The 16,751-nt window shown below is 33.8% G+C and carries 13 protein-coding genes and 1 pseudogene; 6 read left to right on the top strand and 8 right to left on the bottom strand.

What is annotated here, in order from left to right:
• Positions 1-21: 21 nt before the first annotated feature.
• Complete coding sequence (locus G6R40_RS10370) at positions 22-2,145, bottom strand: carboxy terminal-processing peptidase (protein ID WP_165134972.1); 2,124 nt, start codon at positions 2,143-2,145, stop codon at positions 22-24.
• Between the two features lie 207 nt (positions 2,146-2,352).
• Here G6R40_RS10370 and surE point away from each other — a divergent pair, with 207 nt between their 5' ends.
• Positions 2,353-3,120, top strand: coding sequence for a 5'/3'-nucleotidase SurE (gene surE, locus G6R40_RS10365; RefSeq protein WP_165134969.1), 768 nt, complete (start codon positions 2,353-2,355; stop codon positions 3,118-3,120).
• 32 nt (positions 3,121-3,152) lie between these two features.
• Here surE and G6R40_RS10360 read toward each other — a convergent pair whose 3' ends face one another.
• The 7 genes and pseudogenes from G6R40_RS10360 to G6R40_RS10330 all read right to left on the bottom strand — a co-directional run bounded on the left by G6R40_RS10360 (position 3,153) and on the right by G6R40_RS10330 (position 8,959).
• On the bottom strand, positions 3,153-3,725 hold the full coding sequence (locus G6R40_RS10360) for a 5'-methylthioadenosine/S-adenosylhomocysteine nucleosidase (protein ID WP_165134966.1): 573 nt from the start codon (positions 3,723-3,725) through the stop codon (positions 3,153-3,155).
• Between the two features lie 69 nt (positions 3,726-3,794).
• A pseudogene (locus tag G6R40_RS10355) lies at positions 3,795-5,197 on the bottom strand (radical SAM protein).
• A 16-nt stretch (positions 5,198-5,213) separates the two neighbouring features.
• Positions 5,214-5,444 carry a hypothetical protein gene (locus G6R40_RS10350; protein ID WP_165134963.1) on the bottom strand — a complete coding sequence of 77 codons (231 nt, stop codon included), beginning with the start codon at positions 5,442-5,444 and terminating at the stop codon, positions 5,214-5,216.
• 1 nt (position 5,445) lies between these two features.
• A complete protein-coding gene (locus G6R40_RS10345; protein WP_165134960.1) occupies positions 5,446-6,213 on the bottom strand; it encodes a prolipoprotein diacylglyceryl transferase in 768 nt (255 codons plus the stop codon).
• 61 nt (positions 6,214-6,274) lie between these two features.
• Positions 6,275-7,018 (bottom strand): 3-oxoacyl-[acyl-carrier-protein] reductase, encoded by a 744-nt coding sequence (fabG, locus tag G6R40_RS10340; protein ID WP_165134957.1) that lies wholly within the window; start codon positions 7,016-7,018, stop codon positions 6,275-6,277.
• A gap of 94 nt (positions 7,019-7,112) precedes the next feature.
• Positions 7,113-7,787 (bottom strand): 16S rRNA (cytidine(1402)-2'-O)-methyltransferase, encoded by a 675-nt coding sequence (rsmI, locus tag G6R40_RS10335; RefSeq protein WP_165134954.1) that lies wholly within the window; start codon positions 7,785-7,787, stop codon positions 7,113-7,115.
• Positions 7,787-8,959 (bottom strand): hypothetical protein, encoded by a 1,173-nt coding sequence (locus tag G6R40_RS10330; protein ID WP_165134951.1) that lies wholly within the window; start codon positions 8,957-8,959, stop codon positions 7,787-7,789. Before G6R40_RS10330 ends, rsmI begins: the two co-directional genes overlap by 1 nt.
• A gap of 128 nt (positions 8,960-9,087) precedes the next feature.
• Here G6R40_RS10330 and G6R40_RS10325 point away from each other — a divergent pair, with 128 nt between their 5' ends.
• The 5 genes from G6R40_RS10325 to mnmG are packed head-to-tail and all read left to right on the top strand — an operon-like array spanning position 9,088 to position 16,644.
• Positions 9,088-9,684 carry a thymidine kinase gene (locus G6R40_RS10325; protein WP_165134948.1) on the top strand — a complete coding sequence of 199 codons (597 nt, stop codon included), beginning with the start codon at positions 9,088-9,090 and terminating at the stop codon, positions 9,682-9,684.
• 15 nt (positions 9,685-9,699) lie between these two features.
• The gene (locus G6R40_RS10320; protein ID WP_165134945.1) at positions 9,700-12,144 is read left to right on the top strand and encodes a bifunctional UDP-N-acetylmuramoyl-tripeptide:D-alanyl-D-alanine ligase/alanine racemase; all 2,445 of its coding nucleotides are present in this window, start codon (positions 9,700-9,702) and stop codon (positions 12,142-12,144) included.
• Between the two features lie 2 nt (positions 12,145-12,146).
• Positions 12,147-14,303 carry a patatin-like phospholipase family protein gene (locus G6R40_RS10315; RefSeq protein WP_165134942.1) on the top strand — a complete coding sequence of 719 codons (2,157 nt, stop codon included), beginning with the start codon at positions 12,147-12,149 and terminating at the stop codon, positions 14,301-14,303.
• Between the two features lie 4 nt (positions 14,304-14,307).
• A complete protein-coding gene (gene ybeY, locus G6R40_RS10310) occupies positions 14,308-14,727 on the top strand; it encodes an rRNA maturation RNase YbeY (RefSeq protein ID WP_165134940.1) in 420 nt (139 codons plus the stop codon).
• Positions 14,728-14,781: 54 nt separating this feature from the next.
• Positions 14,782-16,644 (top strand): tRNA uridine-5-carboxymethylaminomethyl(34) synthesis enzyme MnmG, encoded by a 1,863-nt coding sequence (mnmG, locus tag G6R40_RS10305; RefSeq protein WP_165134938.1) that lies wholly within the window; start codon positions 14,782-14,784, stop codon positions 16,642-16,644.
• Positions 16,645-16,751: the final 107 nt, after the last annotated feature.

Below are 16,751 nucleotides of genomic sequence, written 5' to 3'. Positions count from 1 at the left end.
TTTGAGACAGCTTTTTTTTGTTTATTTAGTAGATTGTTCTAATGCGTCTAAAGTTTCCTTGAGATAAAAGTCTTTCTGTAGGTTTTTAATCCAGTTTTCAGATTTTTTAGCAAAAGCTTCATCTTTTTTCTCTCTTGCTACTTCGTCAGCATGCAAGGAAATTTTGAGCCCATTATTGTATTTATCTAAGGCTTTGAATTTTTCAATCTGGGCTTTTCTTTCTTTCATCAAAGCCAAATATTTTGTTTCATTCAACGTTATTTTTTCTTCTTTAGATAATTTTTCTCTCCATTTTGCTGATTCTATCAAAAGCTGATAATTGGCATTATTTTTAATTTTAGAATCAATAGATTGTTGAAGTGCTGCGGTATTGATGTCTTTTACTTTGTTAAACTTAGCGGGCGCTATTTTATCCCAAGGCAAAGCAAATTGATCATATCGCTCTCCAATCTCTGCATAGGTAAATAGATCTTGCATTTTAACATCGGATTCTACACCTTTTCTTTGTGTTGACTCGCCCGTTACACGATAATATTTTTGAATGGTTAATTTAAGGTCTCCAAAATCATCATTAGAATTTAAAAATCTATTGAGCGACACAAAAGTTTGCACAGTTCCTTTACCAAAAGATTGTGGAGAACCTATAACCGCTGCTCTACCATAATCTTGCATGGCGCCTGTCAAAATCTCTGATGCCGAAGCAGAAAGTTCGTTTTGCATCACAACAAGCGGTCCTGTCCATACTGGTGCGCTGGTTTTGTTATTAAGAACATTAATTTTTCCATTGCCATCTTTAACCTGAACAACCGGACCTGCGTTAATAAACAATCCCATAATATCCACAACTTCTGTTAAAGAACCGCCACCATTATTTCTAAGATCAAGAACAATACCTTCAACTTTTTGTGCTTTTAATTTTAGCAATTCCGCTTTTAAATCATCGGAAGCATTTCTACCTTTACTATCTTCAAAATCTGCATAGAATCCAGGCAAATAAACGTAGCCTAATTTTTTACCATTTGGAGAATTAATGATAGAGCTTCTGGCATAAGTATCTTCTATCGCAACTTCTTCACGAATTAATGTAACATCTTTCACGGTTCCATCTGTTTTTTCTACAGTAAGTGTAACAGGTGTTCCTTTTTCACCGCGAATAAGTCTTACGGCTTCTTCTGTCAACATTCCTACAACATTCACAGGATCTTCTTTAGGTTTTGAACGAACTTTTAGTATTTTATCACCTTTGGTAAGTTGTTTAGATTTCCACGCTGGCGCACCAATCGTTAAATCGCCTAAATACAGATAACCTTTTTTCTCTTGAATTAAAGCGCCGATACCAATAATCTTACCTGTAAAATTGGTGTCAAAATCTTCTTTATCTTTTGGTGAAAAATAGTTCGTATGCGGATCAAAAACTTCCGTATAAGCATTCATATAAACTGTGAACCAGTCGTTTTGTTTTCTCTTTTTGTAACGACGGAACATATCGGTAATCAAATCTTTAACCTCGCTTTGTGCTTTGATACGTTTTTGTTCGCTTGATAAAATGTCAAGTTTTATGGTATCTTTCAATTTGTTAGCGATAACAGAATCCTTTTTTTTCTTTTGAGTTTCTTCTTTATTGTTAAGAGACTCCATTTCGCGAAGGATATAGTATTTTACATAACGTTTCCATTCTGCTTTTTGCTCGGCACTATTTATGGCATTTTTCTTCAACTTTGGTTCAAGAATCATACTGTCATCTTCGTTAAGATCAATAGGCTTGCTCAAAATTTCTTGTGTCATTTTATCGACATCATCCAATCTCTTATAAAGGCGATCCGTTGTGGTTTTATAAAACGTAAGATCACCATTGTTAAGATAATCATCAAGTTTTGTTTTGTGCTTTGCAAACTCATCCATATCTGACTGAAGAAAAATTCTTTTGTCAGGATCAGCAGACTCGAAAAACTTGTTATAAACTTCCGCAGAATAAGCGTCGTTAATCGGTTTTGGTGAATAATGTAAATATGAAAGTGTATTTTTGACGCTTACCATTATGGTTTGCATCTTTTCATCATCATTCTGTGGTGCGTTGAAACAAAACATCAGCGTCATAAGTGGCGCAAACATTAATATTCTGTTCCATTTAAAATTTTTAAACATATAAAGTACTTAAATGATAAATATTGGTAAAAAGTTTTTAATTTTTGTTACAGATGCTAAGAAAATAATTTCAAAATTCTAAGCGAAACTGACATCAAATTTAATACCTTATTTCTATTCTGCTACTATATTTTAACTAATTTTGTGTAATTCTTAAAAGTAATTTTCAATTGAAAGATACTTTGCTAAACATTTTTGACTATTATTATGAAAAAACCTTTGATTTTGGTAACTAATGACGACGGCATTACGGCGCCTGGCATTAGAAATTTGGTGGAATTTATGAACGAAATAGGCGAGGTAGTCGTAGTTGCACCTAACTCGCCACAAAGTGGAAAAGGTCACGCCATAACTATTAATTCTACTTTAACATACGAAGAAATTAATCTTGAAGGCCCACAGAAAGATTTTTCACTTAGCGGAACACCTGTTGACTGTGTCAAATTTGCACTGGACAAAGTTTTAACAAGAAAACCCGACATCGTTGTTTCGGGTATTAATCATGGGGCTAATTCTTCCATAAATGTCATCTATTCTGGAACGATGTCTGCCGCAGTAGAAGCCGGTGTAGAAGGACTTCAAGCTATTGGATTTTCCTTATTGGACTTTTCATGGGACGCCGATTTTGGACAAGCCAAAGAATATATTCAAAAAATTGTTTTGAAAACTTTAGAAAAACCAATGCCCAAAGGCGTTGTGCTGAATGTTAATATTCCAAAACTTTCGAAAGATGAGATAAAAGGGGTTAAAGTTTGCAAACAAGCTCATGCAAAATGGGAAGAAAGTTTCGACGAACGTATCAATCCCCATGGTAAAAAATATTATTGGCTGTCGGGATATTTTAACAACATGGACCAATCTGAAGATGCTGACGAAACGGCTCTAGCAGATGGATATATCTCTATTGTCCCTGTTAAATTTGATCTTACCGATTATGAATATATGAAAGAACTCGATGCTATCATGAAATTCTAAAACAAATAAGGACTCAAAATTGAGTCCTTATTTTATTTATCCAAAGCTACTTTTAAAGCTTTTGCTGCTTTTTTAACTTCCGTAGTCCAATCGTCAACCGCATTTCCGTCGGCGCCGTCAGAAATATATTTTAAACACAGAAAATCTATTTGTTCTAGCTGACAAACTTTCGCCAAAGCAAAAGCTTCCATATCAATAACGTTGTATTCATGGTTGTTATGCTCCATCTCAAATTGATCGCCACTTCCACAAATCCCGATAGGCAAATGTGCTAATACAATTCCATGATTAAGAATAATTGAAGAGTTCTCAAAAGGCGTTTCAAATTTTTGAAATCCTAAAGCCATCACCTCCATATCTCGTTGGATAAATTGGTTACAACAAACCACTTCTCCTCTATTAAAAGTCGTACTTCCCGCCGTTCCTAAATTGATGACAACATCTGGCTGATGCTCGTGTAAAGCTTTCATTAAATAATAGGTTGCATTTACTTTTCCCACACCAATAAAGACTTTATTTTCATCTTTAAATTCAACGCCTGCTTCACTTTCTAATGCAAAGACAAAAAGTGGATTTTTATATGTTTTCTGATTAATTTCTAACATTATTTCTTACTAAAAGGACAAAAATACAGACAAAAACTAGCTTATGCGAATTTCTTGAAATTAAATTTATTAAAATAAAACCCTTGTATCTTTTCTTAATTCTTCCAAATGTTTCTGTTTATCATCTCTGTAAAAAGATTCATCGTTTCGAAAGGGATGAGCTTTAAATCTTTATTCACGATATGTACACAAGATTTTTTCACTGCTCGAACATCAAAATCATGAGCATCCATAAAATTCATAATGATGATTCTGAAAAGATTATCATAACCCAAATCTGGCGCCACAACTTCTGGAAGGCAACACAACAATTGGTTAACTTTTGGCTGAACTTTATCCACAGAAATTCCCGTACTAAAAATATCGATGAGCTGCATTTTCAAACCCTCATCTTGTTCATAAACAATGGTGTTTTTGGATTCATTATTCAGTAAATCAGCAGGATTGATGTATCGGGTTAAAGGAATAATTTCATTGTCTATTTTTAAAACATAACCCATCGCCAAAGCATCTGGATTACACGGAACAGGAATAATATCATCTGAATTTAACAAAGGAAACTGGTTGAGAATTTCTTGACGAACTTCCGTAAGTGTAATTTTTTCGTACGCAGAATCTTCACGGTTTCTTCCTGCAATTTCCACGGGTTGAAAAGTAATTCCACGAACGCATTTTTGTTTCAAAGCAAAATCTATGATTTTACCAATTTCGTCAATATTTTTCCCTTGTTGAAGAACCACCACCAAAGTTGTTGAAAGATTGAGCGCATTTAATTTTTCAAGCGCTTTCATGCGAACATCCGTCAAATCTTTTCCTCTAAAATCGTCTAAAACTTCAGGTTTAAAAGAGTCAAACTGAAGATAAACTTCAAATTCGGGAGCATAAGTTGCCAATTTTTCTGCAAAACCAGGATCATTTGCAATCCTAATTCCGTTGGTGTTCAACATTAAATGTTTAATTGGTTTCGACTTGGCAATATCCATAATTTTAAAAAACTCTGGATGTATGGTAGGTTCGCCGCCGCTAATTTGCACCACATCGGGTTCACCTTCATTTTTTACAATGATATCAAACATGGCTTCTATTTCCTCCAAACTTCTGTGACTTCCGTAATGTGGCGAAGACATGGCATAACAAGTCGGACAGGTGAGATTACAACGATCTGTAACTTCTACAATCGACAAACAACTGTGTTGCTCGTGATCTACACACAATCCGCAATCGTAAGGGCAGCCGTAAAGAACATCTGTCCCAAAATGAACGGGCATTTCCGAAGCTTTGTTGTAGTTTCTGATGTTTTTGTAATAGTCAACATCTGTGGCAATTTTTGTTTTGAAAAATCCATGAGCTGGACAACGTTTGGTCATGAAAACATTCTCATCTTCGATAATAATTTTCGCGCCAACACGCTTCAAACATTCTGGACAAAGACTTAGTGTATAATCGTAATAGGTATAATTTCTTACTGGCATTTTATTTTTTTTAAAATTACATACAAATCATTCCTGTTATAAGTCCGCAAATAAACAAACAGACAAGAACAACCTGCCAAAATTGGGATTTAGAAAGCTTTTTCGTGCCTTTAAATTCATAAATTAATTTATAAATTCCAGCAACGATTAAGGATAATACGAAAGCACCAATGCCAATTATTGCAAAAATCATAACAACAATACCTCCAAGATTGCCTACTTCTAGTAATATTAAAGAATTTTTCATGTTAGTATGTGATTTGTGTTTTAAAATTAGAGTTTAAAGAATTTCTAATCTTATAAATGTAGTAAATTATCACAAACAGACTTACAATTTGTATGGTTCCAAGATTAAAAATTAAATTAACTTTAGGTTTTATAAAATCTAATAAAAACCTGAAAATGAAGTAACTCAACATGAACATTTGAAACACAAATCCCGATGGATAAGTATTTTTCTTTTTTATTTTCTTTAAAATAAACCAAAGGAAAATTAAGAAGACAATTTCATATAAAGCAACGGGATGTCTTTTGTAATCATCACCGAGATACATTCCAAAAATTGAATTGGTGGGAAGTCCATAAGTTTCTTCATAAACTCCCGTTAAGAAACAACCAATTCTCCCGATAATCATGGCGAGAATAAGCGGAAAAACAATTAAATCACCCGTGCTTTCTTTATGTTTTACCATTTTTTTAGCAAGTTCTACTCCTATAAGTCCAAACGCTAATCCACCAACAATGGTATTACTGGACCAAAACTCTTTCAAATTAAACTGTTGATTAAAAAGAGTAAATGGATCTTCAAGATTTCCGATAAGTTTAGAACCCAATAAAGCACCGCCAGTTGCACCAATAATAACGGCTAAAGAAACTGTAAGCGACATTTTTTCTGTAGAACGTCGCTTTAGAAAATAATAGTAACGCATCGCAAGAAAAATCCCAAAACTTTCCATGATGGGATGCAACAATACATCATAACCGAAAAAATGAAGCGTTATGGGGAAATCAATCATTACAATGAAGATATAAAAAAAGCAGCCCGAAAGCTGCAATATTTTAAATTTAATTTTGGGCCTAAGTTAACATTCCTCCATCAACATTGATGACTTGTCCTGTGATATAGCCTGACATATCGCTTCCTAGAAACACACAAGCATTGGCAACATCTTGTGGTTGTCCACCGCGCTTCAACGGAATGGCTTCTCTCCAGCCTTTTACTGTATTTTCATCCAAAACGGCAGTCATTTCAGTTTCAATAAAACCTGGCGCAATAACATTACAACGAATGTTGCGCGAACCAAGTTCTAAAGCTATTGATTTAGAAAAACCAATAACCCCAGCCTTAGAAGCCGCATAGTTAGCTTGTCCGGCATTTCCTTTAACCCCAACAACCGATGACATGTTGATAATTGACCCCGATTTTGCTTTCATCATCGGCTTAATCACCGCTTTTGTAAGATTAAATACAGAATCTAAATTCACTTTAATAATGGTATCCCAATCGTCTTTTGACATTCTCAACATCAAATTATCTTTTGTAATTCCTGCATTATTTATCAAGATATCAATCTGTCCAAATTCAGCCATAACATCATCCACCAACTTTTGAGCAGCATCAAAATCTGAAGCATCCGACTGATAAGATTTTACTTTTGTCAACTTTGAGAGTTCTTCTTCCAAAGCTTTGGCTTTATCAACTGATCCTGCATAAGTAAAGGCTACTTGTGCGCCTTGCGCTGCAAAAATTTCAGCAATGCCTTTTCCTATTCCTCGTGTTGCTCCAGTGATTAGCGCCACTTTTCCTTCTAATAATTTCATATATTATTTTATCTTTTTCTTAAACCAAATGTAACGAATAATATTTTGTGTTAATAGCCTTGTTAGGGTTTTGAGCTCTAAAAAGGCTCCTACATCATATTACATTATTAACTATTAAAACGATTTCCCCTTTTAAAGTTTTACTTTTAGAAAACTCAATTAACTCATTGATTGTCCCACGTTTAGTTTCTTCAAATTTTTTAGAAATTTCTCGGCTAAGACTTACTTTAGTATGTTCACCGAAAAACTCTTTAATTTGTTCTAGTGTGGTATTTATCTTATGCGGACTTTCATAAAGAATGATGGTTTTCTTCTCTTCAGCAAGTTGCTTTAACTTGGTTTGACGACCCTTTCTCTGTGGTAAAAATCCAGCAAAATAAAAATCATGATTCGGTAAACCCGAAACAACCAAAGCTGGAACGAAGGCTGTAGCGCCAGGCAAACAGATCATTTCGATATCGTTATCAGCACCTGCCTTTGCTAACAAATAGCCAGGATCCGAAATCCCTGGAGTTCCTGCATCGGTGATAATTGCAATATGTTGTCCATTTTGCAAATCCTGAATCACCTTATCCGTTGCTTGATGTTCGTTGTGTAAGTGATAGGATCTTAACGGCTTAGATATTTCGTAATGCTTTAATAAAATACCTGAAGTTCTGGTGTCTTCACACAAAATATAGTCGACTTCTTTTAGAACTTTTATTGCTCGGAAGGTCATATCCTCAAGATTTCCGACTGGCGTAGGAACAAAATATAAAATACCACTCATTATAAAAATCGATTTTCTACCAAAGTCCAAAGACGCTGTGCGTAACTATCAACTTTTTCCCAACCTCGGTTGTAATATAAATCGCTCAAAAATTCTTTAGCATCATCAACATTATCAAATTCGTTAAGGCGAGTAACTACCTGGTTGAGTTCTACTTGACTGTTTTTGAACAAATGTTGCGAGAAGGCTATTTTATCATTCAGGTCGAGACGAAATTCTGGTTTTGGTTTTGGTGCCTCCATGTAATCTGTCGGCATATTGCTTTTACTAAGACTGCCAGTAATCTTAGTTTCCAAAGTTGGCGAATCAGTAAATATAATTTTTTCCAAGGGATCGTCATCAAATAATGTTTTACCAATTCCTTTGATGTTTGCCAATTTTATTTTTTTAGCATTGGCATTTGCTTCGTCACTTTCAAAAATCGAATCATGAAGTTTTTCTTCAATTCTGGCTGCAATTTCTTCTTGAGGCTCTGCAACTTCCGTATTTTTTTCTAAGTCTTGGCTTGGTTCTTCTTCAACAATTTCAGATTCATCTTTATTTTCTGCCTTAATTTCTTCAACATTATCAACATCCGATTCTTCTTCTGACACAAAAATTTCGGAAATCAAACTCGGCTCTTCAACTTTTTGTTCTTCAGCTGAATTATCTAGCGCAAAAGAAAACTGACTTTCATTATTTAAAAACGAAGCCGATTCTTCAATTTTCGAATCAATATGTTCTTCGTGATGCTCAGTATCATCATCTTTTAACATTTCGTTGTCGTACAAATCTAGTTGGTCATTTTCAAGCTCATCTTCATCAACAAGCTTTTCCTCCACTTCTTCAAGCAATTCTTCCTGATGCGCTTCTGCTAAAATTTGATTATCATTAAGGTCCAGATCTCCGTCATCTATAACTTCTTCCAATTCTGGCTCTTCTAACATTTCGTCTTCAAAAACAGTTTCAGTTTCTGGACTTAAAACAATTGGCACGGCGGTATTAGATTTTGAAACAAGATTATTAAGTCCAAATGCTTCACTTAGTTTTAAGAAAGTTGCCTTTTCTGACAATTCTTTTATTAATTTTTCTTTTTGAAGAAGCTCATCGATGGATGAAATTTCAGTCAATTCCTCAATAATATTTTGAATATCAAGAAACAACTCGTCTTGGATTTCTTGTAGTCCGTTCATAACAATCTTATTATCTTTTTCGTAATTTTGAACTTCATTTTACAGCGAAATTTTTACAAGACAAAAGCTTAAAAAAAAGCTTAAATGTTGTGAAATTTTTTCACCTTTATGAATTGCTAAATTAAAGAATGTTTTTAGAAAATACAATAAATCATTCTAAACAGAGTGGTTGGATGGAAGTTATCTGTGGATCGATGTTTTCTGGTAAAACAGAAGAGCTGATTCGCCGATTAAGACGCGCCGAAATGGCAGGACAAACGGTTGAAATTTTTAAACCAAAAGTGGACACACGCTATTCGGATGATGATGTTGTGTCGCACAATCAAAACAAAATCAGAAGTACAGCGGTAGATTCTTCTAACGAGATTCTGTTGTTGGGCTCGCATTGCGATGTTGTCGGCATCGATGAGGCACAGTTTTTCGATGATGGTGTTGTCGAAGTTGCCAATCAATTAGCCAATTCTGGCACAAGAGTTGTCGTTGCTGGACTCGATATGGATTTTCTCGGAAGGCCTTTTGGACCAATGCCCAATCTTATGGCAACTGCAGAATATGTTACAAAAGTGCATGCCATTTGTAAAAGAACGGGAAATCTTGCCAACTACTCGATGCGGACTTCACATGGAAAAGATATTGTTGAACTTGGAGAAACCGATAGCTACGAAGCAGTTAGCAGACGGGTTTTTATCGACGAAGTTCTGTCAAAAAATAATCCAGAATCATAATGATTCTACAACAAAATGAAATATACAACTCAAGAAATTGCTTTTATTACCAATGCTGGACTAATTGGTAACCCAAAACGCGTTGTCAAAAATATTGCTTTTGACAGCCGTAGTATTTATTCTTCAAAAAACACTGCTTTTATTGCAATCAATTCTTCAAAAAATTCTGGTGAAAAATACATAGAATCCGCGATTGAAAAAGGAATTGAAATTATTATTGCTGAGAAAAAAAGTAGTGACAATCCTAACATTACATGGATTATTGTTGAAAACAGTTTGCAATTTTTGAGGCAATTAGCCAAATATCATTTTGAAAATTCAATTATAAAAAGCATTGGCATTACAGGAAGCAATGGCAAAACAATTCTTAAAGAATGGCTGTACCAAAGTCTTTGGAGCGAGTTTTCGACAGTGAAAAGTCCGAAAAGTTTCAATTCTCAAATAGGACTTCCCCTTTCTCTACTACAGATTAATCCAAAAAATGAATTGGGAATTTTTGAAGTTGGCATTTCTAAACCTACTGAAATGACTCAACAAGAAGAAATTTTCCATCCTAACATAGGTGTATTAACTTATATCGGCTCTGCTCATTCTGCTAATTTTGAAAATGAAGCACAACTTATTGACGAAAAAATAAAACTTTTCAAACATTCTAAAGTTATTATCTTTAATGGAGATAAAGAACTGATTGTTAATAAAATAAACAAATCCTATTCAAGTAAAAAATTAATAAGTTTTGGATTAAATCCTACCAATAATATTTTCATTAAAAATAATTTTAACAATAGAAAAGAACCAATTATTGTTCAAGTTTTTAATGAAGAAATTAGTTTCCAAGCACATAACAGAGACCGCGCAACATTGTCAAATGCCCTAGCATTGATTGCTGTATTGAAAGAATTAGGATTTTCTAATGCAAAAATCGTTGAGAAAATAAATGCTTTACAAGCAGTAGAAATGCGTCTAGAAAGTGTCGAAGGAGTTCGTAATAACTTGATTATTAATGATTCTTATAACTTAGATTTAGATTCACTTAAAATAGCATTTCAATTCATTAAAGAATATAACAAGCCAAAAAAATCTTTGGTATTAACCGATTTTGTAGAGTCTGATATTGATGATAATTTTTACAAAGAAGTTATTGATCTGGTAAATGAACAAAATTTTGAACGGGTTTATCTCATTGGAAATGAAATAATTAAATTCTCCAATGAAATTAAAACTAAAAATTATACATTTACTTCAACCCATGATTTCATAGAAAGTAAATATTTTGATGAATTTGAAAATCAACTCATTCTTCTGAAAGGTGCACGAAAATTTGAGATCGAACGTATTAAAGATATTTTAGAACTAAGAAAACATGAAACTCGGCTTGAAGTAAATCTCAATGCTTTGTTACATAACATCAACATTCACAAGTCTTTACTAAAACCAGAAACCAAAATAATGGCAATGGTTAAAGCCAATGCGTATGGCTTAGGAAGTTTTGAAATCTCTGAGTTTTTGCAACACCATCACATTGATTATCTAGGCGTTGCTGTTGCTGACGAAGGTGCATATTTACGAAAAAAAGGAATCACCACTCCCATTATTGTGATGAATCCAGAGCAACATAGTTACAGAACTGTTATTGAGTATAATCTTGAGCCTGAAATCTACAGCTTTCGTGTGTTAGATTTATTTTGCAACGAGTTAAAACGTCATGGTATTACTGAAAAATATCCTATCCATATTAAGCTAGAAACTGGTATGCACCGTTTAGGTTTTAAAGAGACTGAACTTGAGGAACTTTCCAAAATAGTCTATGAAAACAATATCAAAGTACAAAGTATTTTCAGTCATTTGGCTACCGCAGATATGCCAGAAGAAAAAGGATACGTAAAATTTCAATTAGAAAATTTTAAAAGAGCATCAAATAATTTAATAGATTTGCTTGGATATCAACCAATAAGACATATCCTTAATTCTTCTGGAATTCTTAATTACACTGAGGATCAATATGACATGGTGAGAATCGGAATTGGAATGATGGGAATCGCTTATAATGAAAATATTCAAAAAAGTATGCAGACGACTGTTAGTTTTAAAACTGTGATTTCTCAAATTTCTGATATAAACATCGGAGAAACAGTTGGTTATGCACGACGTTTTAAAGCAGAAAAGGAATCCAGAATCGCCACAATTCCTGTTGGATATGCCGATGGAATTCCTCGATTAATTGGGAATGGCGTAGGAAAAGTTAGTGTACACAATCAATTAGTTCCTATTGTAGGAACTGTTTGTATGGATATGTTAATGATTGATGTTACAGATATTTCCGCGAAAGAAGGTGATGATGTCATAATTTTTTCTGAAAAACCAAGTTTATTTGAATTCTCAAATTATTGTAATACAATACCTTACGAAGTACTATCATCTATTTCGCCCCGTGTAAAAAGAGTTTATATAAAAGACTAAATGTGAAGAATTTTTGGATTTTAATTGGTTTAACACTCTTTAATTTGTTTAATGCACAAGTTAAAGAGCCTCTTGTTATTCCTCAAAATCCGAAAATTGGTCTATCTTTAAGTGGCGGCGGTGCCAAAGGATTTTCGCATGTTGGCGTGTTAAAAATTATTGATTCTTTAGGAATTAAAATTGATTATATTTCCGGAACAAGTATGGGAGCTATTATCGGCGGTTTGTACGCTTCTGGATATACTGGGAAAGACATCGAAAAAATTGTGATGGATACAGATTTTTATTCATTAATCACAGATCCTACTTCCAGAAAAGATGCTACATTTTTTAGTAAATCCGTTGATAAATATCTTTTAAATATTCCATTACATGACGGAAAAGCCAGTTTTCCTTCTTCTATATCCACAGGTCAGCGCAATGTCTATATGTTGAAAGAATTGCTTAAAAATGTGTCCACAGTGACAGATTTTTCAAAGCTTCCAATTCCTTTTTTATGCGTAGCCACCAATCTGGAAAGCGGAAATATGAAGGTATTAGAAAATGGTGATTTGGTACAATCTATCATGGCAAGTTCCGCATTTCCTTCGCTTTTAGAACCTGTAAAAATTGGTGATAGTCTTTATGTAGATGGCGCAATGACGGTAAATTATCCATCAAAACCGCTTAAAGACAGAGGAATTGACATCGTAATAGGTGTTGATCTCAACCAAGGTCTTGCCAAACGTGATGACCTCAAAAGTATTATTTCGATTTTAAATCAAATCATCGATTTTGGGATTCAAAGGGATACAAAACGACAATATAAATATACCGATATCAACATAAAGCCAGATTTAACGGGTATGACGGCTACAAGCTATGATAACAAACGAAACATTCTCGATAGCGGGTATGTTGCGGCAAAGCGATACGAAACGGTTCTTGATAGGCTTCCTAAGCGCGAATTTGATCGTCTTAGAATTCCAATTAACCCTATCTACAGCAATGTTTATAAAATAGACAGTCTTATCATTGAAAAAAATTATATCTACGGAAAAAATTATATTTTAGGAAAAATGGGACTTCACACCCCATCGATGCAGACCTATGGCAGCATCAACAAAATGATTGATAAGCTGTATTCAACCAATAATTACCGTTTTATAAATTATGATATTATCCAAAATGAAGACAGTAATTATCTAAAAATAGAAGTTACTGAAGATAATACAAGACATTTTATAAAATTTGGACTGCATTATGATGAGATATTTAAGACAGGTTTATTAATTAATTATTCTGCAAAACGGCTATTGTTCAGGAATACGGACTTATCGATGGATTTTGTTGTGGGCGACAATCCTAGATATTATTTTAATTATTTTATAGACAATGGCTACATTCCTGGCTTTGGATTATATGCATCAGGAATGAGTTTTGAATTGTTAAATGCTAATAAATCAGTTTATGAAGATTGGAAATGGTTCAGAAACGAAGCCTATATTCAATCGGTATGGAAAGATAAATACGCCATGGGAACCGGTATTAGCTTTGATTATTTTGATAAAAAAGATGCAGTTGGTGCAAATTATAATTCCGACAGATATCTTAATTTGTATGCCTTTGTAAAAAGCGACACACAAAACGATAGAGATTTTCCAACGCGGGGATTTTATCTAAATAGTGAAGTCAAAGTTTTGGACGTATTTTCTTCAGAATTAGAGAAAAAACCCGTCCAAGTCAAAGCAGATATAAGAATGAATTTTCCTATTTCTACAAAACTCACCTACAGGCTTTCTTTGTATGGTGGCTTCAGTTTTGGAGAAATTATTCCACATTTTTATCAGTTCCGTCTTGGCGGAATTTTCGAACAAAATTTAGGAAATATAAAATCTATGCCTGGTTTTCAGTTTGCCCAAATTGGTGAGAATAATTTATTATCAGCTTCCAACGATTTACAATTTAGATTTAACAAAAACTATTTTATTATTGGAAACTTTAGCTTTGCCAACACATTTGATAATTTTGATTTAGAAAATACCGTTAAAATTAATTACAGTTCGGTTGGCATCACAGCGGGGTACAAATCTCCTTTTGGTCAAATTAAACTTAATTTCAGCCAATCTATTAACAAACAAAAAGGAATGTTCAGTGTAATATTGGGACACTGGTTTTAAAATTATGATACAATTTTTCTTTGAAGAAGTAGAAAATACAATACATACAAGCTATTCTACATGGCTTGAAGAACTTATATTAAAAGAAAACAAAAAACTTGGCGATATCAATTACATATTGTGTAATGATGATTATTTATTAAAAATTAATCAGGACTTTCTACAACACGATTATTACACAGACATTATTACATTTGATAAAGTAAGAGGCAAAACAATAAACGCTGACATTTTTGTATCTTTGCAGCGTGTAACAGATAATGCAGAACTTATGAAAAAATCCAAGGATGAAGAACTTAGACGCGTATTAGCGCATGGCCTACTCCACTTGGTTGGTTTCAAAGACAAATCAGAAGACGAACAAAAAACAATGCGTTCTAAAGAAGATTTTTATCTAGCATTATATAAAGAAAAGTATCAATAATTTAAAAATGTTTCACGTGAAACATTTTGTTTTTTTTTATAAACTGAATAAAAAATGATTTCAGAAATATATGACGTTATCGTCGTAGGTGCAGGTCATGCAGGTTGCGAAGCAGCCGCGGCCGCAGCTAATATGGGTTCAAAAACTCTTTTGTGCACCATGAATATGCAAACCATTGGACAAATGAGTTGTAACCCTGCAATGGGAGGAATTGCAAAAGGACAAATCGTAAGGGAAATTGACGCCATGGGTGGTTATTCTGGTATAATTTCTGATAAATCCGCTATCCAATTCAAAATGCTTAACCTTTCAAAAGGTCCAGCAATGTGGTCTCCGAGAACCCAAAATGATAGAATGTTATTCGCTCAAGAATGGCGTATAGCTTTAGAAAATACACCAAACTTAGATTTCTTTCAAGACATGGTTAAAAGCTTAATTATCGAAGATAATAAAGCTGTTGGAGTTATAACCTCTCTTGGAATAGAGATTCATGGAAAAGCCGTTGTACTAACCAACGGAACCTTCTTAAATGGTTTAATTCATGTTGGCGAAAAACAATTAGGTGGTGGGAGAATGGGAGAACCCAGAGCTTTTGGCATAACTGAACAACTCGTTTCTTTAGGTTTTGAAGCCGGAAGAATGAAAACAGGAACTCCACCACGTGTTGATGGAAGAAGTCTTGACTATTCTAAAATGGAAGAACAAGCTGGTGACGAAAATCCAAAAAAATTCTCTTATCTGGATACGCCAAAACTTACAGAACAACGCAGTTGCTACATCGTATATACCAACGAAGAAGTTCATAATGTTTTACGTTCTGGATTCGATAGAAGTCCGATGTTTAACGGAACCATACAAAGTTTAGGACCAAGATATTGCCCAAGTATCGAGGATAAAATTAATCGTTTTGCAGAACGTACAAGACATCAACTTTTTGTTGAACCAGAAGGCTGGAATACCGTAGAAATCTATGTTAATGGCTTCAGTTCTTCACTTCCAGAAGATGTACAAATTAAAGCAATGAAACTTATTCCTGGTTTTGAAAATGTAAAAGTTTTCCGTCCGGGTTATGCAATCGAATACGACTACTTCCCCCCTACCCAACTTTATCACACTTTAGAAACAAAGCTTATCCAAAACCTATATTTCGCAGGTCAAATCAACGGAACAACAGGTTACGAAGAAGCCGCAGGACAAGGTTTAATTGCTGGTATTAATGCATCGCTTAAAGTACAAGATAAGCCAGAATTCACCTTAAGTAGAGATGAAGCTTACATAGGAGTTCTTATTGACGATCTTATCACAAAAGGAACCGAAGAACCTTATAGAATGTTTACTTCTAGGGCAGAATACAGACTTCTACTTCGTCAGGATAATGCCGATATTCGTTTAACAGAAAAATCTTATAATATTGGCTTAGCAAAAGAAGAGCGTTTAAGAAAAGTTAATGATAAAATCGCTAAAAGTCAAGAACTTGAGAGCTTTTTGAGAGAAACTTCTTTAAAACCCGGCATTATAAATCCTATTTTAGAAAGCATCAATTCTAGTCCGGTTGATCAAGCATACAGAGCAGCACAAATCCTGACGAGACCTAATATGTCTTTAGAAAAATTAGAAGAAATCCCAGCCATAAAAGAGTTCGCAAGCCAATATAATGATGAAGTAAGAGAGCAGGCTGAAATTAATATTAAATACAAAGGTTATATCGAAAAGGAAAAAGAAAATGTATCTAAACTTAACAGATTAGAAAATATCAAAATACCTGAAGAATTTGATTTTAGTAAAATTTCAAGTCTATCTGCTGAAGCCAAACAAAAACTAGGAAAAATAAAACCCAAAACTATTGCACAAGCAGGAAGAATTAGTGGTGTTTCTCCAGCTGATATCAACGTCTTGTTAGTATATTTAGGAAGATAATTTGTGGATAACTTGTTAAATGTTTCACGTGAAACATTTATAAAAGCTAAAAATTAGACTTAATTATTAAATTGTGGAATTGTGGATAACTACAATTCCATTTTTTT

This window comes from Chryseobacterium sp. POL2, from assembly GCF_011058315.1.
In the GTDB taxonomy this organism is placed as follows: Bacteria; Bacteroidota; Bacteroidia; order Flavobacteriales; family Weeksellaceae; genus Soonwooa.
This window is presented reverse-complemented; position numbering and strand designations above follow the sequence as displayed.

Coding starts and splice junctions, on each gene's coding strand:
- G6R40_RS10370 (WP_165134972.1), bottom strand. CDS start 2,145: ATGTTTAAAAATTTTAAATGGAACAGAATATTAATGTTTGCGCCACTT.
- surE (WP_165134969.1), top strand. CDS start 2,353: ATGAAAAAACCTTTGATTTTGGTAACTAATGACGACGGCATTACGGCG.
- G6R40_RS10360 (WP_165134966.1), bottom strand. CDS start 3,725: ATGTTAGAAATTAATCAGAAAACATATAAAAATCCACTTTTTGTCTTT.
- G6R40_RS10350 (WP_165134963.1), bottom strand. CDS start 5,444: ATGAAAAATTCTTTAATATTACTAGAAGTAGGCAATCTTGGAGGTATT.
- G6R40_RS10345 (WP_165134960.1), bottom strand. CDS start 6,213: ATGATTGATTTCCCCATAACGCTTCATTTTTTCGGTTATGATGTATTG.
- fabG (WP_165134957.1), bottom strand. CDS start 7,018: ATGAAATTATTAGAAGGAAAAGTGGCGCTAATCACTGGAGCAACACGA.
- rsmI (WP_165134954.1), bottom strand. CDS start 7,787: ATGAGTGGTATTTTATATTTTGTTCCTACGCCAGTCGGAAATCTTGAG.
- G6R40_RS10330 (WP_165134951.1), bottom strand. CDS start 8,959: ATGAACGGACTACAAGAAATCCAAGACGAGTTGTTTCTTGATATTCAA.
- G6R40_RS10325 (WP_165134948.1), top strand. CDS start 9,088: ATGTTTTTAGAAAATACAATAAATCATTCTAAACAGAGTGGTTGGATG.
- G6R40_RS10320 (WP_165134945.1), top strand. CDS start 9,700: ATGAAATATACAACTCAAGAAATTGCTTTTATTACCAATGCTGGACTA.
- ybeY (WP_165134940.1), top strand. CDS start 14,308: ATGATACAATTTTTCTTTGAAGAAGTAGAAAATACAATACATACAAGC.
- mnmG (WP_165134938.1), top strand. CDS start 14,782: ATGATTTCAGAAATATATGACGTTATCGTCGTAGGTGCAGGTCATGCA.